This window comes from Aromatoleum aromaticum EbN1 (assembly GCF_000025965.1).
GTDB lineage: Bacteria > Pseudomonadota > Gammaproteobacteria > Burkholderiales > Rhodocyclaceae > Aromatoleum > Aromatoleum aromaticum.
In genome coordinates this window covers 983,158-1,006,336 of sequence record NC_006513.1, presented here as the reverse complement: position 1 = coordinate 1,006,336, position 23,179 = coordinate 983,158, and the positions used below count along the sequence as shown (strand labels likewise).

Sequence of the window (23,179 nt, the reverse complement as noted above, 5' to 3'; positions counted from 1 at the left end):
CGGAGCCTCTCGGGACGGCCGGAAAGCGACAGTCTAGCCGCCCGCGGCGGGATGCGGCGCGGCTAGGGTTCGCTCCACTCGACGAGCTCCAACTGCCACGTCGCGAGCACCACCAGCCCGAACACGATGCGATACCACGCGAAGGCGATGAAAGTGTGGTTCGAGATGAAGCGGATGAAAGCCTTGACGGCGAACATCGCCGCGAAAAAGGACGCGACGAAGCCGATCGCGAACACCGGCAAGTCGCCCATGTGGAGCAGGTCGCGGTTCTTGTACAGGTCGTAGACGGTCGCCGCGAACATCGTCGGAATCGAGAGGAAGAACGAGAATTCCGCTGCGGCTTTGCGCGACAGCCCGAACACGAGCCCGCCGAGGATCGTCGCCCCGGACCGCGAAGTGCCCGGAATCATCGCCGCGGCCTGCGCGAACCCCACTTTCAGCGCATCGGCCCAGCGCATCTCGTCGACCGCGTTGATGCGCGGATGGTACGCGCGGCGCTCGAGCCAGAGGATCAGCACGCCGCCGACGACGAGCGCTGTCGCGACGGTCAGCGGGTTGAACAGCAGGCTCTTGATCGTCGAATGGAACATCAGCCCGAGCACCGCCGCCGGCAGGAAGCCGATGAACAGCAGGCCGACGAAGCGCTGCGCCGCGGGTTCGCTGCCGACGCCGGCCGCGACGCGTGCCAGCCGTTCGCGATAGTCCCAGCACACGGCGAGAATCGCGGCGAACTGGATGACGATCTTGAACACCTTGCTCGTCGCGTCGTTGTAGCCGAGCAGGTCGCCGATGATGATCAGGTGGCCGGTGGAGGAGATCGGCAGGAATTCGGTCAGCCCCTCGACGATGCCGAGAATGAGCGCGATAACGAAGAGGGGAAGATCCATGCCAGAGTCCTTGGGCGTGCGAAGCCGGGATTATACGGAGCGGATTGTTGCGGGGCAGCGAAATGATCTATAAATGGGCGCTGTCGATCCGGCACGGCGGGGAACGGGCGTTGCGTTGTCATGCAGCTTCAGCAATTGCCGCATACCGTGCGGGGACAGTCCCGCGACACAAGAAACCCTGCCGAGGATTACACGATGACCGATTCCCGCCTGTCCCCGTCCCGCGACGACGAATCGACGAACACTTCCGGGAACACGAGCTTCGACGCCGTGCTGCACGCGCGGCTGTCGCGTCGCCAACTGCTCGGCAGCGCGCTCGGCGCCGCGGCGCTGACGCTGGCGGGCGCCGGTCTGCCGAACGCTTTCGCTGCGCCCGCCGTCCCGGGAGCCGCCGCTCCCGGCCGCCGCGCCGCGCGGCTTGGCTTCGCGCCCGTCGCGAAAAGCCTCGAAGATGCCGTCGTGCTGCCCGACGGCTACCGCTACAGCGTCCTGTTTCGCCTCGGCGACCCGCTTGCGGCGAGCATTGGCGAATACCTGAACAACGGCGAGGACGACCCCGCGAGCTTCGCGCTGCGCGCCGGTGACCACCATGACGGCATGCATTACTTCGGGCTCGGCGCGAACGGCCGGCACCACAGGGACGAGTCGCGGCGCGGGCTGCTGTGCATGAATCACGAAGCGATCACGCCGGAGTACCTGCACGCGCGCGGCCAGACAGTCGCCGACGGCGTGCGCACCGACGCCGGCGAAGTGCTGCGCGAGTTCTACGCTCACGGCGTCGCCATCGTCGAGACTATCGAAGCGGGCGGGAAATGGCGTTACGAGCGGGACTCGCGCTTCAACCGCCGCATCCACACGCTGACCGACATGGCGCTCGCCGGGCCGGCGACGAAGACGCGCTACATGGTCACAAAATACGCGCCGGACGGCAGCCGCACGCGCGGCACGGTCAACAACTGCGCGAGCGGACATACGCCGTGGGGCACGTACCTGACGTGCGAGGAGAACTGGGCGAGCTACTTCCGTCGCATCGCGGCGGTCGACGACCCGCGCCGCAGCGCGAAAGAGCTCGCGGCGTTCGCGCGCTACGGCGTGCGCGGCAATGGACGCGAGCGGTGGGCGACGGTGACGCCGGACACGCCCGACGACCTCTACGGGCGCTGGAACGCGATGAAGCTCGGCGCATCCGACGACGGCAACGACGACTATCGCAACGCCACGAACACCTACGGCTGGGTCGTCGAGATCGACCCGTTCGCCCCCGCGTCGACACCGAAGAAGCGCACCGCGCTGGGGCGCTTCGCGCACGAGGGCGCGTGGCTCGGGCCGGTGCAGTCCGGCGCGCCGCTCGTGTGGTACATGGGCTGCGATTCACGCGACGAGTACCTCTACAAGTACGTGTCGAACCTGCCGTGGAACCCCGTGGACGCGGACGGGGGGCTCGCCGCGGGGGACAAGTACCTCGACGACGGCCGGCTCTATGTCGCGCGCTTCGATGCCGACGGCAGCGGCAAATGGATCGAGCTGCGCTTTGGCGTCGGCAACGTCACAAGGGCGAACGCCCCGTATCCGTTCGCCGACCAGGCCGACGTCGTCGTTCACGCGCAGCTCGCTGCGGACGCGGCCGGCGCGACGAAGATGGACCGGCCCGAGTGGGCGGCGGTGAATCCGAAGAATGGCGAAGTCTATGTTTCGCTGACGAAAGCGAACGCATCGAGCCGTCCGCTGGCCGAGCTCGATGCCGCGAATCCGCGCTTCTACAACGATCGGAAGACGACCGGCCAGGACCGGCAGGGCAATCCCAACGGCCATGTCGTCCGCTTCGCCGAGGCCGGCGGCGACGCGGGCGCGACGAGCTTCACGTGGGACGTGTTCCTGTTCGGCGCGCGCGCGAGCGCGGACGCGAGGGCGGTGAACATCTCCGGGCTCACAGATGCGAACGACTTCTCGAGCCCCGACGGCCTGTGGTTCAGTCCGGCGACCGGCGTGCTGTGGATCGGGACCGACGACCGCGCTTACACGGACGTCACGAACTGCATGCTGCTTGCCGCAGTGCCGGGAAGTGTCGGCGACGGCGGACCGCGCACGATCGTCAGCAGCGACGGCGTTTCGAGCAGGGCGGTCAACACGTACGTCGGCGCGCAGCTCGGCGAGGAGAACCTGCGTCGGTTCCTCGTCGGGCCGAAGGAGTGCGAGATCACCGGGCTCGCCGAGACGCCGGACGGGCGGGCGTTGTTCATCAACATCCAGCACCCGGGCGAGGCCACGCGGCCCGCTTACGCGACAGCTCGCTTCGGCAGCCATTGGCCGGACGGCGGCCGCGCCCGGCCGCGCTCGGCGACGATCGTGATCACGCGCGAGGACGGCGGCGAGATCGGCATCTGACACGGCGACCGGCTCTCGGCGAGGAACCGAAAAGGAGCGGGGCGCAAGCCGTGTTTTTTTCGAAAAGCGCGCGGCGGACGGCGAGACGCTACGGGCTCGTCGCTGCTTCCTGCTTCGCGAGCCACCGCAGCGCTTCCATGGAGGAGCGGTCGCACATCTCTTCGGCGGGCTTGAGGCCGGCGCAGCAGGCCGGGCGGTGCGGTCGGCCGAATATCGCGCAACGGTTCGTCGTCGTGAGCTGAGCGCAGCGGACTCCCGCCGCCTTGCCGTTCGGCATTCCGGGAATCGGCGACGAGATCGACGGCGCGATGCAGCAAGCGTCGCAGCCTGCCCGGCATTGCATCGCGCTCGAGGCGCTGCCGCCGGCTGTCACCGGAGCCGCAGGCGAAGCTGGCGGTGCGAGCGTGGTTCCCGAGTCCGGCCCGCGCAGTGTCACGCCGGCTGCGCCGCGTCGCGCACGGTGTCCCACCATTCGAGGATCGCCGCGACGTCGGGCGCCAGCAGCGTCGAACCGCCGCCGGTGAAGCGCTGCCATTCGTCGAGGAAGCGCTCGCCGACCGCAGTGACGACGGGAACGCCCGACGCGACCGCCATCGCCATCTCGGCGCGCAGGCCCGAGCCGCAGGCCTCCTGCGCGCCGAACTTGTTGATGAACACCAGCGTCGCGCCCTGTTCGAGCGCATTGCGCACCGCCATTGCCGCATGCGCGAGCGCGTCCGGATCGAGCCGGCATGCCTCGGAACCACTGCCCAGGTCCTGCGACAGCGCAAACCGTTCGCCGCCCGACAGGTCTTCGAGCTCCATGCCGCAGGGATCCTCGGTCGTCGTCGGGATATCGTGCTGCAGCACGCCTCCGAGCCGCACTCCCTGCTGCGCGAGCTGCCGCGCGGCTTCGATCAGCACCGGCTCGATATGGTCGGCGGGCGTGTAGAGGATCGCGGCGATCGGCAGGGCATCGGAGGACATGGCGGACTCGGGCTGGCGGGATGAGTGTGGGATTGTCTCATCCGCTGCGGCAGCGATGAAGGGATGGCGGGATTTTCTGTTGGTGATTGCAAGGAATTCTTCCCCGGCATAAGCAATTCAGCCTCACTGGAGCGAGGGGCGTAGCCTCCCAGAATCGAGAATGCCTCCCACGATGAGGAGCTGCCAAACCGGCACCGCGCCGTGTTCGAGTTCATGAATGCATCCTGATGGAGCTAGACTAAACCTTAGCTCACTCATTTGGCTCAACAGAGCCCGAGGTTCTCATGCACGTCGTCAACATCCATGAAGCCAAGACCCACCTGTCCCGCCTGCTCGAAATCGTCGAGCGTGGCGAGGAGGTGGTCATCGCGCGTGCCGGCCAGCCGGTGGCCAGGCTGGCCGCTTACCGTCCGCCACGCCGCCGAATTGCGCCGCCCGGCAGCATGAAGGGGCTCGACTGGCAGATGGCGGACGATTTCGATGCGCCGGTCGATGAGTTGTTTTCCTGCCTGCAGGACGGCAGCGAGGGCGCAGACCCCCGCAGCTCCGGAGCCGACCGGTGAGGCTGCTGCTCGACACTCATTTCGCGTTCTGGTGGCAGACCGGCGACCCTCGCGTCACCGATGAGGTCCGCCATCTGGTCGAGGCCGCCGGCGAAGTGCTGGTCAGCCGCGTGTCCCTGTGGGAACTGACCATCAAGGCCGGGCTCGGCAAGATCCGCATCGATTTGCCGGTGTTCGCCGAACAGGTCGAAGCCATGGGCTTTGCCTGGCTCCCGATCGAAAACGCACACATCCTCAAGCTCGCCGACCTGCCGGCATTCGACGACCACCGCGACCCCTTCGACCGTCTGCTGGTCACGCAGTCGCTGTCCGAGCCGTTGATCCTGCTCACCGTCGATCGCAAGCTCGCGCGCTACGGCAGCACCATCCGCGTCATCTGATTCTTAGGGAAAGAGAACAGGGTCAGGATATGCCTGATTCATTCCCTATCGGGCGTCTGTTATACCCGACCATGATATAATCATTAGTCGTATTCCATTTAATTATTTCTTGTGGGATCAGCGGGCATCACACCATGAACCAGATACTGAAACTCCTTCTCCTGCTCTGCATGATCGTCACTCTGGGGACCGGATGTGCAATCAACCGGGCTACCGCCCACACCGATCCGGCCACCGATCTCTCGACATTGAAGACCATGCATGTCAAGAAGTTCGCCGACGACAATGCCAACACCGATGCACTGATCGCTGACAGGCTGCGCTCGAAGGGCATCAGTGTCACCACCGACGCGGACACTCGTCCGGGCAAGGTCGATGCCACGGTCACCTACGTAGAAAAGTGGATGTGGGACATCACCATGTACATGCTCGAACTCACCGTCGTGATCCGCGAACCAGAAAGCGATTTCCCTCTTGCAAGCGGCAATTCGTACCATACCTCGCTGACCCGCAAGTCACCGGGCGAAATGGCGAATGAGGTCATCGATAATATCTACAAGGGTCAAAACAAATGATTTTCTCGAATACCATCCGCACAGGCCTCGCCGTCACTGCCGCCACGTTGGCACTTTCCCTCATAGGCTGCGCCTCACCGGCAAACCGCGAAGCGATGGTCCCGCAGGCCCTTGGCACCACTCGGACCCACCCATACGCCGTGCGCATCCAGAGCAGCGGAGGCAGCGATACCGGCGCCATGGACAGCAGCAACATCTCCGACGTTGATCTAAAAGCCGCCATCGAGGAGGCCGTGGTCCGCAACAAGGTGTTCAAGAGTGTCGTTCAGGGCAAGGGGGGCGACTACGAGTTGTCCGTCCGAGTATCCAATTTGACTAAACCGCTTATTGGATTCTCCTTCACCGTCGACATGGAGGCTGCTTGGTCACTGGTCAAGTTGTCCGACCGCTCGGTGGTAATGCGCAAGTCCGTAAAGAGCTCCGGCACCGCAAGGGCCAGCGACTCACTGGTTGGCGTCACCCGGCTCCGTCTGGCGGTCGAAGCCGCCGCCCGCGAGAACATCAGCCAGGGCCTGCAAGCGGTTTCCGCCATGAATCTCTGATTCAGCCCGCGTAGATACTGTTATCCGCCAAGCCTTGCGACGATGCATGTGCAGGCGTCGGAGTGGCGGAAGGCGCTTCGCTTTTCCGCCCTACGGGAGCTTTAATGACAGTCAACGGCCGGCGCTTGGCAATGTTCAGCTCCGACATTCGGACTCACCATGGCCTCGCCACTGTGACGCTCCGGATCGAAGCGCGCGAGGCGCTTATCGAGGGGTTGTGTGTCGTCTGGTGGCGCAATTGCGACATGGCCATCTTCGACTGGAGCCGGCGCCCCGCGATGGGGGCCGAACTGATCGACCGCGTCAGCCATAAACGACTTTCCCCTCGCGCAGCGCCCAGTACAGCGCCGAGCCCGGCTGGGCGCCCCAGCGTTGCACTTCGTCGGCTGAATAGACAAGGACATCCGTCGGGATGCGCAGCGGGCGTAGCAGCCGGCGCAGGCGCACCATTTCGCCTGCTCGGTCGGGGACTTCGTCTTCGATCACGAGAAGGTCGAGGTCGGATTCGGCCGTTGCATCGCCGCGGGCATACGAGCCGAACAGCAGGATTTTCCGGGGGTGCGCACCCTCCGCCAGCGCCCGGACGGCGGCGGCGACGGTCTGATCGGAGATGCGCCCCGTGCTTGCCATGTCTGCAGCTTACACCTGCCGATACACCTCGGCCCCGCTCTTGACGAACTCGACGGCCTTAACTTCCATCCCTTTCGCGAGCGCCTCGTCTTCCTTGAGGCCTTCCTTCGCGGCGAAGTCGCGCACGTCCTGCGTGATCTTCATCGAGCAGAAATGCGGGCCGCACATCGAGCAGAAGTGCGCGACTTTCGCCGAGTCCTTCGGCAGCGTCTCGTCGTGGAATTCCTTCGCCTTGTCCGGGTCCAGCCCGAGGTTGAACTGGTCTTCCCAGCGGAACTCGAAACGCGCCTTGCTCAATGCGTTGTCGCGGATCTGCGCGCCGGGGTGGCCTTTCGCGAGGTCCGCGGCGTGCGCGGCGAGCTTGTAAGTGATGATGCCTTCCTTGACGTCCTGCTTGTTCGGCAGGCCCAAGTGCTCCTTCGGCGTGACGTAGCACAGCATCGCCGTGCCGTACCAGCCGATCTGCGCCGCGCCGATGCCGCTCGTGATGTGGTCGTAGCCCGGCGCGATGTCGGTCGTCAGCGGTCCGAGCGTGTAGAACGGCGCCTCCTTGCAGTGCTCGAGCTGGAGATCCATGTTCTCCTTGATGAGGTGCATCGGCACGTGCCCCGGGCCTTCGATGATCGTCTGCACGTCGTGCTTCCACGCGATGTCGGTGAGTTCGCCGAGCGTCTTCAGCTCGCCGAGCTGCGCGTCGTCGTTCGCATCGTAGATCGAGCCCGGGCGCAGGCCGTCGCCGAGCGAGAAGGCGACGTCGTAGGCCTTCATGATGTCGCAGATGTCCTCGAAGTGCGTGTAGAGGAAGCTCTCCTTGTGATGCGCGAGGCACCACTTGGCCATGATCGAGCCGCCGCGCGAGACGATGCCGGTCATGCGGTTCGCGGTCATCGGCACGTAGCGCAGCAGCACGCCGGCGTGGATCGTGAAGTAGTCGACGCCCTGTTCGGCCTGCTCGATCAGCGTGTCGCGGAAGATCTCCCAGGTCAGCTCCTCGGCCTTGCCGTCGACTTTCTCGAGCGCCTGGTAGATCGGCACGGTGCCGATCGGCACGGGCGAGTTGCGGATGATCCACTCGCGGGTTTCGTGGATGTTCTTGCCGGTGGACAGATCCATCACCGTGTCGCCGCCCCAGCGGATCGCCCAGGTCATCTTGTCGACCTCTTCCGAGATCGACGAGCCGAGCGCCGAGTTGCCGATGTTCGCGTTGATCTTCACGAGGAAGTTGCGGCCGATGATCATCGGTTCGCTTTCCGGGTGGTTGATGTTGTTCGGGATGATCGCGCGGCCGCGCGCGACTTCCGAGCGCACGAATTCCGGCGTGATTTCCTCGGGGATCGACGCGCCGAATGACTGGCCCGGATGCTGGCGGGTCAGGAGCTTCGCCATCTTCTCGCCGGTCGGGCCCGCGGTGCGCAGCGACTCGACGTAGGCCGCGCGGTTCATGTTCTCGCGGATCGCGACGTATTCCATCTCGGGCGTGATGAGGCCGCGGCGCGCGTAGTGCATCTGGCTGACGTTCATTCCGGCCTTGGCGCGGCGCGGATGGCGATGCAGGCCGGGGAAGCGCAGCTCGTCGAGCGCCTTGTCGGCGGCGCGGCTGCGGCCGAACTCGGACGACAGATCGGCGAGCACCTCGGTGTCGCCGCGCTCCTCGATCCACTGCTGGCGCAGCGCCACCAAGCCGGAGCGGATGTCGATTTTCGCGGTGGGGTCGGTGTACGGGCCGGAACAGTCGTAGACGAAGATCGGCGGATTTGGCTCCGCGCCCATCGATGCGGGCGTGTCGGCCTGCGAAATTTCGCGCATCGGCACGCGGATGTCCGGGCGCGAGCCTTCGACGTGGATCTTGCGCGAGTTCGGCAGCGGGGCAACCGCCGCCTCGTCGACATGGGCTTTCGCGGCGATGAATTTTTCGCTGGCGTTCATGGTGTCTCCGTATCTGGGGATAGTTAGGCCGCTGTGCAGCGCGGCGTGTCGTTATGCCTGCTGGCGGGGCCACACGGCGTGGAAATGGTGGACCGGGCCGTGCCCCCGGCCGACCGCGAGCGCGTCGGCAGACGCGATCGCGCGCAGCAGATAGTGGCGCGCGTCGCGCACGGCGGCTTCGACCGGACGCAGCCCGCCCGCATGTTGCGGCAGCAGCGCGGCGATCGCCGACGACAGCGTGCAGCCGGTGCCGTGCGTGTTCTTCGTGTCGAGGCGCGGCGACGGCAGCTCGATCATCCGGTCGCCGTCGAACAGCAGGTCGACGACTTCGGCGCCGGGCAGGTGGCCGCCCTTGAGCAGCACCCAGCGCTCGGACGACAGCGGCAGCATGTCGCGCAGCCGCTCCGCCGCGCGGTACATCTCCTTGACCGACTCGGGGGCACGCTGCTCGAGCAGCACGCCCGCTTCCGGGAGGTTCGGCGTGATCATGAAGCTTTGCGGCAGCAGCGCCTCGATCAGCATCGCGACGGCGTTTTTCGCGAGCAGGTGATCGCCGCTTTTCGCGACCATCACCGGATCGCAGACGACGAAGGGTGCACCGAAATGGGCGAGCCGGTCGGCGACGGCCGCGACCACATCGGCCGTTCCGAGCATGCCGAGCTTGACTGCAGCGAGCTCGACATCGGCAAAAAGGGTGTCGATCTGCAGGCGCAGGAACGCGACCGGCGGCGTATGCACGCCCGTGACGGCCTGCGTGTTCTGCGCGGTCAGCGCGGCAACGATGCCGCAGCCATAGGCGCCGAGCGCGGAGAAAGTCTTGATGTCGGCGAGTACGCCGGCGCCGCCGCTCGGATCGACGCCGGCGATCGAGACGACGTTCGGAGGCGGGCGCGTCATGCGCGCAATCCCGTGCGGGAGAATGGCTGGAGCGGTGGTGAACAGGTCTGCATGAAAGCGTTTCCCTACGCCGGTGCGATCCGGATCAGGTTCAAAGGGTTTTTCTCAGCGCGTGCGAAAGCCGCACGGGCACCCCCAACGAGCTGCGAACGTTACCGGACGGAAACAGCTTGGGCAAGGATTTTTAGCGTCCCGATCGAAACCGTTCATTTCCTCATGAACGGTGATGCGCTCAGCCGCCGCCGAAGCCCGCCAGCGCGGCGATGCCGAGCACCGCGAACAATGCCGCCGCGATGCCGTGGATCAGGCGGACCGGCAACCGGTTCGCGAAGCGGTCGCCAGCGACGACGGCCGGCACGTTCGCGACCATCATGCCGAACGTCGTGCCAGCGACGACCGCGGCGAAGGCGCCGTACTGCGCAGCGAGCGCGACCGTCGCGATCTGCGTCTTGTCGCCCATCTCGGCGAGGAAGAACGCGACGATCGTCGTCGCGAGCACGCCGAGCTTCGGCGTGGCGAGATCGTCGTCGTCGAGCTTGTCCGGGACCAGGATCCACGCCGCCATCGCGAGGAAGGACGCGCCGAGCACCCAGCGCAGCAGGTCCGGCCCGAGCAGCGTCGTGATCCACGTGCCGACGGCGCCGGCGAACGCATGGTTCGCGATGGTCGCGATCAGGATGCCGGCGGCGATCGGCCACGGGCGACGGAAGCGGGCCGCGAGCATGAAGGCGAGCAGCTGGGTCTTGTCGCCGATCTCGGCGAGCGCGACGATACCCGAGGACGTCAGGAAAGCTTCGGCAGGAAGATTCATCAGGTTCTCCGGGCCGGCTGATGACCGATGACCGCACGCCTCCCGGGCCCGAAAAATCGGAGGGCATGCAGCCAAAAGTCTCGCCAGGCCCGAAGGCTGGCCACGCCATGCGCGACGCGCAAGTCTGTTGACGTGGTCCCTGCGAAGGCTCGCAGGCGGCTACTCCCTGATGACGGCGCGAATTCTACCGGGGTGACGCATTGATTGGAAGACGAGTCGCGCTGAGGCGGCTCCGCGCAGCGCGGCCTTCGTCGCAGGCGCAGTCCCTCGATCGCCGCCCGGACTTTCCCGCTGGCCACTTGGGCGCATATCATGACCTCCCGCCGTCTGCGCTGCGTCTCGTGAGCCGGTCGCCGTGACGGCGGAGGGCGGATGCCGACATTGGGGCAAGGAGGATGCATGTTCGAGGGTGTGGTAGCGGGGGCCCGCAGTGTCGGAATTCCCGTCCCGGCGGCGAAGGCGGCAACCGGGCAAGGACTTCGGGAGCGGCGCGCGCTGCGCGAGCCGCTGCACATCGAGGCGAGATGGGATGGCGAGCGTGTCACCGCGCCGGCCATCCTCGATTCCCGCCCGCTCGATACGCGGCAGCTCGTCGGGTGCACGGTCGGGGAGGCGCTGGCGCGACTTCCCGGGCTGTGCCGAACGGCTCCTCGGGCGCAGACGGTCGTCGCGCTGGCGGCATTCGTCGCCGCGGGTGCGGAAGGGGCGGCGCGCAGCGAAGCGCGCGACGACGAGCGCACGGTCGCGGCGGAAACCGCGCAGGAGCATCTGTCGCGGCTGATGCTCGACTGGCCGGTGCTGTTCGGCCACGAGCCGCGCCGGGAACGGTTCGCGATGTTGCACCACGGCCTCGCGCAGGTCCGCGACGGGCGGGCAGCCTACGAACTGGGCGGCGACCTGCTCGACCTGGTCGCGGTCGAGCTGCTCGGCGGTTTCTTTCGCGCGACGCGCGAGCCGACGGCGTTGCGCGAGTTCGTCGAACGTGCCCGGCGAGGCGGCACGATCGGCGAGGCGCTCGCCGACCTGATCGAAATCGGCACTTCCACTTCCGAGCACGATGCCGTGCCGCTGCTGCCGCCGCTGTCGGCGCAGACCTGGGGAGAGATGCTCGGGGGGCTGCCTTCGCCGCAGTTCTGTCGCACGCCGTCGCTGCACGGGCAGGCGCATGAAACCGGCGTGCTCGCGCGCCATGCCGGTTCGATGCTCGTGCGCATCCTGCTGACGAAAGGCCACCGCATCGCGGCGCGCCTGTTTGCGCGGGTCATCGATCTGGCAGATTGCGCAAGCCGTCTGCGTCACCCGCTCGCGCCCGACATGCCGACGCTGCTCGACGCGGCGCCGCTCGGTGACGGGGCAGGGCTCGCGTGGGTCGAGACCGCGCGCGGCCTGGTGCTGCACGCGGTGCAGCTCGACGGCGAGCGCGTCGCCGAGTACGCGATCATCGGGCCGACGCAGTGGAATTTCCACCCGGAAGGCCCTTTCGTGACTGAAGGTTCCGGCTGGAGCGCAGCATCGCTCGAGGCGGCGCGGCTGCGCTTCGCCGCGCTCGTGCTGTCGCTCGATCCGGGCCCGGACTTCGAGATCGTACTGAAGGCCGCGGCCGATGCATGACTCGCTGCTCGAGTTCCATCGTCACACGGGCGACGACCGGGCTGGCGGCGGCCGGCCTTCGAGGTCGGAAACTTTTTCCTCGACCACTTCGGTATGCACCAGTACCGCTGAGTGGCGTGGCCGGATAGGCAATCCGCGGCCCTCCCGATGCGCGCGCGTGAACGCCGCGCCGAACAGCAGGATCAGTGACGAATAGTTCACCCATAACAACAGCAGCACCAGCGAGCCCGCGGCGCCATAAGTGGAAGCCGGCGCCGTCTTCGCCAGGTACAGCGCGATCAGCGACCGGCCGAACGTGAATAGCGCCGCCGTGACGAAGGCGCCCAGCGCGACGTCCTTCCAGCGCAGGATCACGTCCGGCAGCACGCGGAAAATCGTCCCGAACAGCAGCGTGACGACTGCGAGCGACACCACCGTCTCGACGCCCGCAAGCAGCGGGGCCGGCACCGGGAGCCAGTCGCTCGCGAAGGCGATGAGCGAGTTCACGATCACGCTCAGCAGCAGCGATACCAGCAGCACGAAGCCGATCGCCAGCACCACCATCAGCGACAGCAGGCGCGCCTTGACGAGCAGGAAGACGCTGCTGCGCGAGGGTTTCGCCATCACTCCCCAGATCGCGTTCAGCGAGCGCTGCATCTGCGCGAACACGGTCGTCGCACCGAACAGCATCGCGCCGATGCCGACGAGCGTCGGCAGCAGGCCGGTGGCTTCCAGCCGGCTGCTTGCGACCGCGGTCTGCACCGCTTGGGCGGCCTCCGGGCCGATCGCCTGTTCGAGCTGCGCGGCGATCTGGCCGCGTGCCGCATCCTCGCCGAGCACTGCGCCGACGATGCTGACGACGATGATGACGACCGGCGCGACCGAGAACACGGTGAAGAACGCGAGCGCCGCGGCATGGATGAACGCGTCGCTGTCGAGCCAGTAATTCACGGTGCGGCGCAGCACGCCGAACCAGTAGCCCAATACTTTCCTCATGAATAGCCCCTCGCACTGGAATTCGTGCAACCAAGCATTTTGCGCTCCGCGCACTTCTTCCACCGACTTTTTCCTCGTGCCGACAGCCGCGTTCGGGGTCGGGACAGGAATGACGCTTGCTGCGGACGCGCGAGACGCCGATCGCCGCAGGGGCGGCGCCGTCCCCGAAATATATACCGGGAATCGAAGGAGCCACCCGATGAAAGCGCTTTGCTGGCATGGCAAGAAGGACGTCCGCTACGACACCGTTCCCGATCCGCGCATAGAGGATCCGCGCGATGCGATCGTCAAGGTGACGAGCTGCGCGATCTGCGGTTCGGATCTTCATCTCTACGACGGCTTCATGATGGGCATGGAGTCGGGCGACATCCTCGGTCACGAGTTCATGGGCGAAGTCGTCGAGGTCGGCGCCGCGGACCACCGCCTCAAGGTCGGCGACCGCGTCGTCGTGCCATTCACGATCTGCTGCGGTGAATGCGAGCAGTGTCGCCGCGGCAACTTTTCCGTCTGCGAACGCAGCAACCGCAACAAGGCGCTTGCCGACAAGACTTTCGGACATTCGACGGCGGGGCTTTTCGGCTACACGCACCTGACCGGCGGTTATGCGGGTGGGCAGGCCGAGTACGTGCGCGTGCCGTATGCCGACGTCGCGCCGGTGAAGATCACGAGCGGACTTTCCGACGACCAGGTGCTGTTCCTCGGCGACATCCTGCCGACCGGCTGGCAAGCGGCGGTGCAGTGCGACATCCAGCCGACCGACACGGTCGCGATCTGGGGCGCGGGGCCGGTGGGGCAGTTCGCGATCCGCAGCGCCGTGCTGCTCGGCGCGAAGCAGGTCATCGCGATCGACCGCGTTCCCGAACGCCTCGGCATGGCGCAGGCCGGAGGGGCGACGACGATCAACTGCGAGGACGAGAGCGTTATCGAGCGGCTCAACGAACTGACCGGCGGCAAGGGGCCGGAGAAGTGCATCGACGCGGTCGGCATGGAAGCCCACGCGACGCAGTCGCTCGACTCGCTGTACGACCGCGCGAAGCAGGCGATCATGCTCGAAACCGACCGGCCGCATGTGCTGCGCGAGATGATCTACGTGTGCCGCCCGGCCGGCACGCTGTCGGTGCCGGGCGTGTATGGCGGGCTGATCGACAAGCTGCCGTTCGGCGCGCTGATGAACAAGGGGCTGACGCTGCGCACCGGTCAGACCCACGTCAATCGCTGGACCGCCGATCTGCTGCGCCGCATCGAGGAAGGGCAGATCGACCCGACTTTCGTCGTCACGCACGTTGCCGCGCTCGAGGACGGGCCGGAAATGTACAAGACGTTTCGCGACAAGAAGGACGGCTGCATCAAGGTCGTCCTGAAGCCCTGAAGCCCTGAAGCCCTGAGGAGATGAGCGATGAGTGCGACTGCCTTCACGAGAACTCCGGCCCGTCACCGCCGCACCCGCGCCGCCGCACGCGGCCTCGGCTGGTTCAGCATCGGGCTCGGCGTCGCGCAGGTGCTGATGCCACGCCTCGTGGCCGGGGCGGCCGGGATGCGCGGCAACGAGCGCTTTGTACGCGCGTGCGGCGTGCGTGAGATCGTCACCGGCATCGGTATCCTTGCCGCGCGCCGGCCGGGACCGTGGATGTGGGTGCGGGTGGCCGGCGACGCGTTCGATTTCGCCGCGCTCGGCAATGCGCGCAATGCCCGCCCGCCCGCCTCGCGCGCGCTGCTTGGCGCGGTGGCCGCGGTCGCCGCGCTCGACGCAGGCTGCGCGAACGCACTGGACCGCATCGAGCGGCGGGGACGCCCGCCGATCCGCGACTACCACGAACGGCGCGGCCTGCCGCTGCCGCCGGTGGCGATGCGCGGCGCGGCGCGCAAGGATTTCGAGATGCCGCCCGACATGGCGACGCCAGCGCTGCTCGCGCCATGGCCGCCGGTGGCGCTGCGCCCGTAAATCGATGGCCCGTAAATCGATGATGCGAACTACGAAGGCCACGGCTTTTGGGAGCCCGTGGCCTTCGTGTAGTTGCTACGTAGAGTAAGCGGCTCGATTGTTCTGTTCGTCAGGCGTGATGGTGGCCCCGCTCGAACACCTTCTTGAGGAGGTACGCGCCCGCTACCGCAGCCCCGGTGGTCATTACCAGGGTGCCGGTCTGCATCGTGCGCACGCCGTTCATCGCGATCTCCCCGGCATGTGGCGCGGACAGTTCGAGCCGGCGCTTCATCATCTCTGCGCCGAGTTCCGCGAGCCGGTTGCCGAGCAGGCGTTCAGCCTTCGGCAGCATGATGGTCTCTTCCTCGGCCGCGTGATGCAGTACGTCGCGCATCAGGCTCATGAAAGTCTCGTCGTATTGCGGGTCCGTCGGCTCCATGCCGCGCAGCTGCGTGATCAGACGCCGCATTTCCTCGTGCTCGCTGACGGACTTGTCGACCGTCGCGCTTTCGGCCATCGCCTGCCGCATCGCCGGGTAAAAGATTTCCTCCTCGAGCTGGGCGTGGATCTCGAGCGACAGGCACGCGCTGTTCACGAGCGCCTTCTTGGTCTGTGGCGAGGTGTCGGTTTCATATTGATGGAAAACCGACAACACGTGCGAGTGGTCGGTGCGGATCATATGGGTTGCACTCGGGGATAGTTTGCGCATCAGCGGGTTCATGGAGGGGCCTCCGTCAAAAGTTAGGGCTGCAGTCGCCAATAGCAAGCGCCGTTCCCGCATCAGGACGGGATGCCGGAATGATGAGCAGCGACGCTGTAGAGGTGCGAACGGCGGGCGGAATGCAGGCGTGCTCCGTGCTCGGCGTGGCGAAGCGCCGCGGGGTAAGTCTTACAGGGGTGTGTAGATATCGGTACGGACGCGTCATGCCTCGGGCTCCGGCATCGTGCTCCGCGGCAAGGCCCTCACCGCACGGTGATCGTGATCTTCCTCGAATACACCGGAGGGTTGTGCGGGACGTGCTTGTCGTCGCCCATCAACAACTGCAGCGTGTGCCTGCCCGGAGGCAGTTCCAGGGTCGTTTCCGTTTCCCCTGCACCGAAATGCAGGTGGTTGCGGTCGGAAGGGATTTCCTGGTCCGGTGACGGCAGATCGGTGTCGATCAGCAGGTGATGGTGGCCGGTGTTCGGAAAGCTGACGTCCTTCGGCGCGACGCCCATGTCGCGCAGCCCGAACCACACTTTGAACGGCCGTCCAGCGGGCAGGACCTCGCCATCGTTGGGCCAACCGATGTAAAGATAGGCATTGGCCGGCGCAGCGGTGCTGCCGGCGACGGCGCCTTCGGCGAACAGCAGGAACGCCGTGGTGGCGGCGATGAGTAGCGTGCGGATGGGCTTGTGCATGGATCGGCTCCCGGTCTTGGCGGAAGATCAAACTGGAACTCCGGGCGTTACCCGGTCAGGGCACCGTGATCGATATCTTCTTCGAATACACAGGAGGGTCGTGCGGCTCGTGGTTGTGATCGCCCATGAGCAGCTGCAGCGTGTGCTTGCCGGGCGGAAGCTCGATGCGCGCCTCGGTTTCGCCGGCGCCGAAATGCACGTGATTGCGGTCCAGCGGAATCTGCCCGTCAGGCGAGAGTTCGGTATCGATGAGCAGGTGATGATGGCCCACGTTGGGCAGTTCGACGCCTTTCGGACACACGCCCATGTTGCGCAGCCCCATGCGCACCCACAGCTTGCCGCCACTGATGACGGCACCGTCCGGCGGCCAGATGATGTAAGCCTCGGCATCTTTCGGCGACGGGGTCCCTGCCGCGGAGGCGGGCGCGGGCCCGATTGCCATCACTACTGCTGCTATCGAAGCAAGAATGATTTTCCTGGACATGTCGGACATCCTCCCCAGGAAACATGCGGGGTAAACGTGCGGTGGACGCCGGAGCGAACGTTCGTCGAGTTCACTCCGGGCCAGCCTGATCGCCACCTAAGATTAGGACGGAAGTTGGCTGAAAGATACATATAATGAATCGGGACATCGTCGCCTCCCGGCCGGCGCGGGACTCAGAAATCCGGGGGCCATGGCGGGAAACATGTCCTGTTCCGTGCGGTGCATCCCCGTGCGAAGCGTATTGACCGCCCTGGATGCGTTGCGGGGGGTGTCCTTCCCCTGCACAAGAAAAGCGGGGTCTGGAGATGTGGCGAGAACTTCTCATCGTCGGGATGTTCGTGGCGTTCGCTTCCGGATTCGCCCCGGCCGCGACGGGCGCCGGTGTCGGCGTCGGTACGGGACCGTGGAGCGCACCGCCGCCGCCCGTCCAGCTTGCCGGAATCCTCCCCAAGGACAGCGCGGAGCAGTACGAGCTGACGTTCTGGGAGTCGATCAAGGACAGCGAATATGCGAGCGACTACGAGGCGTACCTGAAAGCGTACCCGAACGGACGTTTCGCACCGCTCGCCCGGGCCCGCATCGAGCGGCTGCGCGCGGCTGCGCCAAAAGTCGAGACGCCCGCGACTCCGCGGGCGACACCTCCCGCACCGCCGCGCGCGCGGCCCGCTCCGGCTGCCCCCGCCGCGCCGGCACGACCACCCCGCACGGCACCTGCCCCTGCAGCACCGGCGCTGGAAAAACCTCCGGCCGCAGCGGCAACGCTTGCCGAGATCAAGGATTGCCCGACGTGCCCGGCGATGGTCGGACTGCCGGGCGGCGAATTCGTCATGGGAAGCAACACCGACTATCCGACGGAAAGACCGGCGCATCGCGTCTCGATCGCGCGGCCGTTCGCGATCGGCAAGTACGAGGTCACGAACGAGCAATGGGACGCCTGCGTCGCAGCCCGTGCATGTCCGCAATTGGCCATGGAAGAGGGCGCGGCGAAGAACGCCCCGGTGCGCGACCTGCACTGGGAGGATGCCCGCATCTATGCGAAATGGTTGAGCGGGGTCACCGGCAAGACCTACCGGCTGCCGACCGAGGCGGAGTGGGAATACGCGATCCGCGGCGGCACGACGACGCGATACTGGTGGGGCAACCAGATGGTCGGCGGCAACGCGAACTGCAAGGGCTGCGGCGATCCGTGGCGTGAAGGCGGTCCGGCGAATGTCGGCTCGTTCCGCGCCAATCCGTACGGCCTGTACGACATGAACGGAAGCGTCTGGGAATGGGTCAGCGACTGCTGGCACAACTCCTACAAGGGGGCGCCGGCCGACGGGCGTTCCTGGGATGAACCGGATTGCCGCGTGCGCGTGATACGCGGCGGGTCATGGCGCGAAGGAGCCGACTACATGCTGTCGTCGACCCGCTTCAAGTACGGTGCCAGCGTGCGGCACTCGCAGAACGGGTTCCGCGTCGCGCGCGACGTCGAGTAGCGATCCGGGGCATTTCGGCCTGGTCCGGCGCATCGCCGCCTTCACGAATCAGGGTACCCGTGCGCGCGTCGTGATCTGGATGAAGTCCGCCGTGATCTTGTCCTGCCCGTGCTTCGCGGCGATGTCGCGCAAGCTCTTGTCGACGGCGCGCAGATAATCCGATCGCGATTCCGATTCGGGGCGTAGCCCGTCGAAAAGCGGCACCGGCGTGACCAGCAGCACGATCAGCTCGGTGCCGAAAGGCTTCGAAATCGTCCATCCGGCCACCGTGCCGATCGTCGCGCTGTAACGCGGTGGCGCCCGGTTGGCTTGCGCCCGCCGGCTCGGCACGAGATGGACGACAGTGCCGTCGAGGACGTAATAGTCGACATGGACGTACGACTCGTAGGCGGGAGTCGTCACGTCGATGATCAGCGAGTCGCCTTCCGTCAGCGCGGCGCCGCCCGCCTGCATGCGGATCGAAGCCTCGCCGCCGGCCTGCCGGTTCTTCGCCCAGTAAGGCGCGAACGTTTCGATCACGCTGCATTTGTCGGCGCTCACCTGCTGCACGTCGGTATTCAGCGTCGTCACGCCGGGGATCGCGGTCAGCGCGTCGCGCAAGCTTGCGAGCCCGAAGGTGGCGGGCAGGTAGCCCTGCACTTGCAGCGTGTTGCCGCTGCTCGACGCCGCCAGCGCCGAGCAGGGCACTTTCGCCAGCACCGGCGTGACCGATGCCACGGACAGCGGCGGGATCGCGGCGGGCGGTGCGGGTTCGGGTGCCGAGAATTCGCCTGGGGGGGCTACGGCCGGAGGAGGCGCCTCTTGCGGTGCGCCGGCAGTGGCGGAGGGAGCTTCGCCCTGTGCGACCTCGGCGGGTGTCCGATCGTAGAGAAGCGCGATCGCGACGAGCGCAGCAGCCACCGCCGCTGCAATCCCCGCCGCGACCGGCAGTGCGACGCGCTGCTGGGGTTTCATCCCGGCGAGGAATTGCGCGACGCTGGGGGTGCGGGTTTCGCGGTCGAACGACAGCGCGGTGCGCAACGTGCGCCACGCTCTGGCCGGCAGATGTTTCGGCCGCGGCGGACGCAGTCCCGCATTGCGCGCCTGGGTTGCCGGCAACTGCCCGAACGGATGCGCGCCGGTCAGCAGCTCGTAGGTGATGCAGGCGAGCGCATAGATGTCGTCGCGCGGGTCCGGTTCGCGGTGTTCGAGGATCTCCGGGCTTGCGTACGCTGGCGTCAGGCCGCCGAGGCTGCCGGCGTCGAAGACCGTCGCTTCGGCCTCCTCCTCGGAGCGGCGGAAGACCCGCGCGATGCCGAAGTCGATGACCTTGACCGGACCCTTGTCGGTGAGGAAAACGTTCGCCGGCTTGAAGTCGCAGTGGACGAAGCCGTGCTCGTGCGCGTAGGCCAGCGCGTTGGCCATGCCGGTGATGATCGGCAGCGCTTCTGCGTACGGCATGCCGCGGAAACCCTGCGCGCGCAGCACCCGGCTCAGCGGCTTGCCGGACAGGTACTCCATCGTCAGGTACACCATCGATCCGTCGCGGTCGAAGTCGTACACCGCGACGATGTTCGGGTGGGCGAGCGCCTGGGCTTTGCGTGCCTCGCGCTGCAGCGCGATCAGGGATTTCGGATGGCCGCGGAACTGGACGTTGAGGACCTTGATCGCGATATACGGGTTCCGGTCGGAAGCTTCGAGCTTGCGCAGGTCGAGCGCCTTGTACACGGTGCCCATGCCGCCGAAGCCCAGGCATTCCTCGAGCAGGAAGCGGCCATTGACCGTGTCTCCGACGCCTTTGATGCGATCCGGTTCGGACGGCGCGGTACCTGCGGCGGGGGCGTGAATGCCGGAAATCCCGGAAACATGGGCTCCCGGAGCGAGCTGCATGCGCGTCTGGTCGTCGTTCGCGTCCTTGTGCCCGGTGCCCGTGAGGTGCTCGATGCGCCGATGCACTTCGGCGTACACGTCGGGCGGCAGCGGCAGCTTCGTGTGCTCTTCGCTCAGGACCTCGAGGAGCTTCGCCTGGTCGGGCTCGTCCGTCGCCAGGACGCGGTCGACCTGCGCGAAAAACTCGTTGGGAGACAGACCGCCGCTGCGGAAAGCGTGAATCGCGTGCGAAAGACTAGCCATCTGCTTCCCCTCGGTCGGCCAGGAGTCTTCCGGGCTCACGTTCGCGCCCGGTCGGGATTACGAGGATCAGCCGGGCGATGCTGCGGGTTGGTGGATGGGCGCGCATCGAAGCGTAGTGTCGAACAGGGAGAACGCTCGCGACGTCACCCTGCACGGGTTCATCAATCGAAGTGTCTTTAAAAAATATAGTTCATCCGCGCCCGCTTGGCGGGCGCCGCGAGCGCGATCGGGAAGCGCCACGGTCGCAGAAGGCGGCCTTTCCAGCCAGGTGTTCGATCGCGGCAAACAGATCCGCTGGAATGTGTTCGATGAAAACCACTTCCGCTCGACGCGGGATCCGGTGAACGGTCGCGGAAGACTCCCCTTTTCCGGGAAATAAAACGCTTTTTCCAAGCGCTCGAGGGGTTTTCCGGGCGCCGCTGATGAGATGGCACGCTCCGTGCAACAGCTCTGCCGAGCCTGCGAAAAGTGTTCGAGCGCACTCGGCACTGCAGCAGGGACTTCGGGAGAAGCTGCTTGAAAATCTTGACGCTCAGCGATCTGCCCGTGACCGGAGGATGGGCGTTTTGACGAACGAGCGGGCGAGCGGCTTCAAGGGTTTTCGCAGTCCGGTTTGCCCGGAACCGGTATTTTCATCACGAGTCAAAGTTAAGCGATCGTCCGGCGCACGCGGGAGGGTGGGAATGCGAAACACAGTGGCCGTTCCCGAGTCACCAGGCCCGGTGACCGCGTACCTCGAAGTCACCGCAACGGGCGAGGTGTTCCCCCTCCATGACGAAGTGGTGATCGGCCGGGATCCGCAGGATTCGCTGGCCGAGGGACGTTTTCTCTGCATCCCCGAACACACCATCAGCCGCCGGCATGCGCGCGTGTGCCTGAACGGGGGCGAGTATTTCATCGAGGACCTGCACTCGTTCAACGGCACGTTCGTGCTCGGCAAACGCTTGCGCCCCGGCGTCTGGCATCCGCTGCACGACGGCGACGAGCTGTCGATCTCGTCGACGCCGCTCGCGTTCCATTCGCTGCTCGTGCCGCCTCGCGACAGCGCGCCGGCCGTGATCCGGCAGACGGTCGACGCGACCCAGTATGCCAGGCCGCTCGAAGGACCGCCGCAGACCGAGGACGGTGATGCGCAAGGGGTGATCCGCAAGCTCCACGCGATGGCGCAGGTCGGCATCGCGCTCGGCGCCGTCACGAACGCGGCCACGCTGACCGAGAAGATCATGAACCTGATCTTCGAACTCTTTCCGCGCGCCGAGCGCGCCTTCATCCTGCTGCGGAAGAACGAAGGCGAGGTGCCGGTGCCGGTCGCGGCGCGCTGGCGCGACGGCACCGTCGAGGACCCGGAGCAGCTGAGGATTTCTCGCACTATCGTCGACGAGGTGCTAAACAGGAAACTGTCGATTCTCTCCGTCGACACGCTGGCGGATCGCCACTTCGGCTGCCAGGAATCGATCGTTGCACAGGACATCCGGAGCGTCATGTGCGTCCCGCTGCTGCTCGAGGGCGAGGTGCTCGGACTGATCCAGCTCGACACGTCTTCGGATCCCTGCGCGTTCAAGGGCCAGGATCTCGAAATGCTCACCGGCGTGTGTGCGGAGATGGCGGTCGCGCTGAAGAACTTCCAGCTGTACTCGGATATCGAGCGCCTGCTCGAAGGCTTCGTCCGCGCCTCGGTCCAGGCGATCGAAGAACGCGACCCGGTGACCGCCGGGCACTCGTTCCGCGTCGCGCACTACGCCGAGAACCTCGCCCGGGCGGTCGACCGCACCGACGAACCCGAACTGCGCGGCATCGCCTTCACCGAGGACCAGCTGCGCGAGATCCGTTACGCTGCGCTCTTGCACGATTTCGGCAAAGTGGGCGTGCGCGAGCATGTGCTGCGCAAGGAGAAGAAGCTCCACCACGCCGAGATGCGCCTGCTCGAACAGCGCTTCAAATACGCGTGCGCGTGCCTCGAGCGGCAGGCGTACCGGAAACTGGCCGAGCTGCACTGCGAGCGCGAACTCGGCCTCACCGCGTTCCGTGAAGAAAAGCGCCGCATCGAGCAGGGACTGCGCGACGAATTCGCGCGCCTCGACGAGTTCCTCGCCGTGATCCGCCGCGCCAACGAGCCGGCGATTTCGTACACCGAGCGCTCGCACGAGCTCGATCGCATTCTCGGCTGCACGGTCGACGAAGCCGACGGCGTTTCCGTACCGTTGCTGAGCGACAGCGAGTTCGCGGCGCTCAGCGTGTCGAAAGGCTGCCTGACGGCTGAAGAGCGCAAGCAGATCGAGTCGCACGTCGCCGATTCGTATTCGTTCCTGATCCTGATCCCGTGGACGCGCGACCTCGGCGGCGTGCCGGCGATCGCCCACGCCCATCACGAAAAGCTCGACGGCTCCGGCTACCCGATGGGGCTGCGCGGGGCGCAGATCAGCATCCAGACACGCATCCTGACGATCTCGGACATTTACGACGCGCTGACCGCCGGGGATCGCCCATACAAGAAGGCGATGCCGCTCGAACATGCGCTGGACCTGCTGGATGCCGAATGCCGCGCCGGACGGCTCGATGCGCGGTTGTTCAGGGTGTTCGTCGAATCGAAGGCGTGGGCCGCGGCCTGAGCCGCGGAGCGCGAATTTTTCCCGCG

At 66.3% G+C, this 23,179-nt stretch carries 22 protein-coding genes and 2 riboswitches; of the genes, 10 read left to right on the top strand and 12 right to left on the bottom strand.

What is annotated here, in order from left to right; translation table 11 throughout:
• Positions 1–62: 62 nt before the first annotated feature.
• Entirely contained in the window at positions 63–887 is an 825-nt protein-coding gene (locus EBN1_RS04800; protein ID WP_011236782.1) for an undecaprenyl-diphosphate phosphatase, read from the bottom strand.
• Between the two features lie 195 nt (positions 888–1,082).
• Here EBN1_RS04800 and EBN1_RS04795 point away from each other — a divergent pair, with 195 nt between their 5' ends.
• A complete protein-coding gene (locus EBN1_RS04795) occupies positions 1,083–3,272 on the top strand; it encodes a PhoX family protein (RefSeq protein WP_011236781.1) in 2,190 nt (729 codons plus the stop codon).
• Between the two features lie 88 nt (positions 3,273–3,360).
• On the opposite strand, the gene EBN1_RS04790 is transcribed toward EBN1_RS04795, so the two are convergent.
• Both EBN1_RS04790 and EBN1_RS04785 read right to left on the bottom strand, forming a co-directional pair.
• Positions 3,361–3,708 (bottom strand): YkgJ family cysteine cluster protein, encoded by a 348-nt coding sequence (locus EBN1_RS04790; protein WP_338390409.1) that lies wholly within the window; start codon positions 3,706–3,708, stop codon positions 3,361–3,363.
• On the bottom strand, positions 3,705–4,238 hold the full coding sequence (locus tag EBN1_RS04785; RefSeq protein ID WP_041645807.1) for a DUF2478 domain-containing protein: 534 nt from the start codon (positions 4,236–4,238) through the stop codon (positions 3,705–3,707). Before EBN1_RS04785 ends, EBN1_RS04790 begins: the two co-directional genes overlap by 4 nt.
• Positions 4,239–4,522: 284 nt before the next feature.
• Between EBN1_RS04785 and EBN1_RS04780 the strand changes: the two genes are divergently transcribed.
• From EBN1_RS04780 to EBN1_RS04765, 4 genes are all read left to right on the top strand, one after another.
• Complete coding sequence (locus EBN1_RS04780; protein ID WP_011236778.1) at positions 4,523–4,801, top strand: type II toxin-antitoxin system Phd/YefM family antitoxin; 279 nt, start codon at positions 4,523–4,525, stop codon at positions 4,799–4,801.
• Complete coding sequence (locus tag EBN1_RS04775; RefSeq protein ID WP_011236777.1) at positions 4,798–5,181, top strand: type II toxin-antitoxin system VapC family toxin; 384 nt, start codon at positions 4,798–4,800, stop codon at positions 5,179–5,181. The genes EBN1_RS04780 and EBN1_RS04775 overlap by 4 nt, the downstream gene beginning before the upstream one ends.
• A 134-nt stretch (positions 5,182–5,315) precedes the next feature.
• Positions 5,316–5,756 (top strand): hypothetical protein, encoded by a 441-nt coding sequence (locus EBN1_RS04770; protein ID WP_041645805.1) that lies wholly within the window; start codon positions 5,316–5,318, stop codon positions 5,754–5,756.
• Complete coding sequence (locus EBN1_RS04765; RefSeq protein ID WP_011236775.1) at positions 5,753–6,298, top strand: hypothetical protein; 546 nt, start codon at positions 5,753–5,755, stop codon at positions 6,296–6,298. Before EBN1_RS04770 ends, EBN1_RS04765 begins: the two co-directional genes overlap by 4 nt.
• Positions 6,299–6,601: 303 nt before the next feature.
• Here the strand turns inward: EBN1_RS04765 and EBN1_RS04760 are convergent, their stop codons facing one another.
• From EBN1_RS04760 to EBN1_RS04745, 4 genes are all read right to left on the bottom strand, one after another.
• Entirely contained in the window at positions 6,602–6,928 is a 327-nt protein-coding gene (locus tag EBN1_RS04760; protein WP_011236774.1) for a nucleotidyltransferase domain-containing protein, read from the bottom strand.
• A gap of 9 nt (positions 6,929–6,937) precedes the next feature.
• Positions 6,938–8,854 carry a phosphomethylpyrimidine synthase ThiC gene (gene thiC / locus EBN1_RS04755; protein WP_011236773.1) on the bottom strand — a complete coding sequence of 639 codons (1,917 nt, stop codon included), beginning with the start codon at positions 8,852–8,854 and terminating at the stop codon, positions 6,938–6,940.
• Between the two features lie 51 nt (positions 8,855–8,905).
• Positions 8,906–9,751, bottom strand: coding sequence for a bifunctional hydroxymethylpyrimidine kinase/phosphomethylpyrimidine kinase (thiD, locus tag EBN1_RS04750; protein WP_011236772.1), 846 nt, complete (start codon positions 9,749–9,751; stop codon positions 8,906–8,908).
• Positions 9,752–9,796: 45 nt separating this feature from the next.
• A riboswitch (TPP riboswitch) is annotated at positions 9,797–9,898 on the bottom strand.
• A gap of 85 nt (positions 9,899–9,983) precedes the next feature.
• Positions 9,984–10,562: a TMEM165/GDT1 family protein gene (locus EBN1_RS04745; RefSeq protein ID WP_011236771.1), complete on the bottom strand. Its 579-nt coding sequence runs from the start codon at positions 10,560–10,562 to the stop codon at positions 9,984–9,986.
• A gap of 5 nt (positions 10,563–10,567) precedes the next feature.
• Positions 10,568–10,742, bottom strand: a riboswitch (yybP-ykoY riboswitch).
• 219 nt (positions 10,743–10,961) lie between these two features.
• On the opposite strand from EBN1_RS04745, the gene EBN1_RS04740 reads away from it, so the two are divergent.
• Complete coding sequence (locus tag EBN1_RS04740; protein WP_168953637.1) at positions 10,962–12,173, top strand: hypothetical protein; 1,212 nt, start codon at positions 10,962–10,964, stop codon at positions 12,171–12,173.
• Positions 12,174–12,194: 21 nt separating this feature from the next.
• On the opposite strand, the gene EBN1_RS04735 is transcribed toward EBN1_RS04740, so the two are convergent.
• Positions 12,195–13,148 carry a YihY/virulence factor BrkB family protein gene (locus tag EBN1_RS04735; protein ID WP_011236768.1) on the bottom strand — a complete coding sequence of 318 codons (954 nt, stop codon included), beginning with the start codon at positions 13,146–13,148 and terminating at the stop codon, positions 12,195–12,197.
• A gap of 199 nt (positions 13,149–13,347) precedes the next feature.
• Here EBN1_RS04735 and EBN1_RS04730 point away from each other — a divergent pair, with 199 nt between their 5' ends.
• Entirely contained in the window at positions 13,348–14,517 is a 1,170-nt protein-coding gene (locus tag EBN1_RS04730; protein ID WP_011236767.1) for a zinc-dependent alcohol dehydrogenase, read from the top strand.
• A 27-nt stretch (positions 14,518–14,544) separates the two neighbouring features.
• Positions 14,545–15,090, top strand: a complete 546-nt coding sequence (locus EBN1_RS04725) for a hypothetical protein (protein ID WP_011236766.1) — start codon at positions 14,545–14,547, stop codon at positions 15,088–15,090.
• Between the two features lie 109 nt (positions 15,091–15,199).
• Here the strand turns inward: EBN1_RS04725 and EBN1_RS04720 are convergent, their stop codons facing one another.
• From EBN1_RS04720 to EBN1_RS04710, 3 genes are all read right to left on the bottom strand, one after another.
• Positions 15,200–15,778: a hemerythrin domain-containing protein gene (locus tag EBN1_RS04720; RefSeq protein ID WP_197531847.1), complete on the bottom strand. Its 579-nt coding sequence runs from the start codon at positions 15,776–15,778 to the stop codon at positions 15,200–15,202.
• Positions 15,779–16,032: 254 nt separating this feature from the next.
• Positions 16,033–16,470, bottom strand: a complete 438-nt coding sequence (locus EBN1_RS04715; RefSeq protein WP_011236764.1) for a DUF4399 domain-containing protein — start codon at positions 16,468–16,470, stop codon at positions 16,033–16,035.
• A 55-nt stretch (positions 16,471–16,525) separates the two neighbouring features.
• A complete protein-coding gene (locus EBN1_RS04710; RefSeq protein WP_241762807.1) occupies positions 16,526–16,912 on the bottom strand; it encodes a DUF4399 domain-containing protein in 387 nt (128 codons plus the stop codon).
• 347 nt (positions 16,913–17,259) lie between these two features.
• Here EBN1_RS04710 and EBN1_RS04705 point away from each other — a divergent pair, with 347 nt between their 5' ends.
• Positions 17,260–18,432: a formylglycine-generating enzyme family protein gene (locus EBN1_RS04705; RefSeq protein WP_011236762.1), complete on the top strand. Its 1,173-nt coding sequence runs from the start codon at positions 17,260–17,262 to the stop codon at positions 18,430–18,432.
• 48 nt (positions 18,433–18,480) lie between these two features.
• Here EBN1_RS04705 and EBN1_RS04700 read toward each other — a convergent pair whose 3' ends face one another.
• Positions 18,481–20,544: a serine/threonine protein kinase gene (locus EBN1_RS04700; protein ID WP_011236761.1), complete on the bottom strand. Its 2,064-nt coding sequence runs from the start codon at positions 20,542–20,544 to the stop codon at positions 18,481–18,483.
• Between the two features lie 683 nt (positions 20,545–21,227).
• Between EBN1_RS04700 and EBN1_RS04695 the strand changes: the two genes are divergently transcribed.
• Entirely contained in the window at positions 21,228–23,153 is a 1,926-nt protein-coding gene (locus tag EBN1_RS04695; protein WP_041645800.1) for an HD domain-containing phosphohydrolase, read from the top strand.
• Positions 23,154–23,179: the final 26 nt, after the last annotated feature.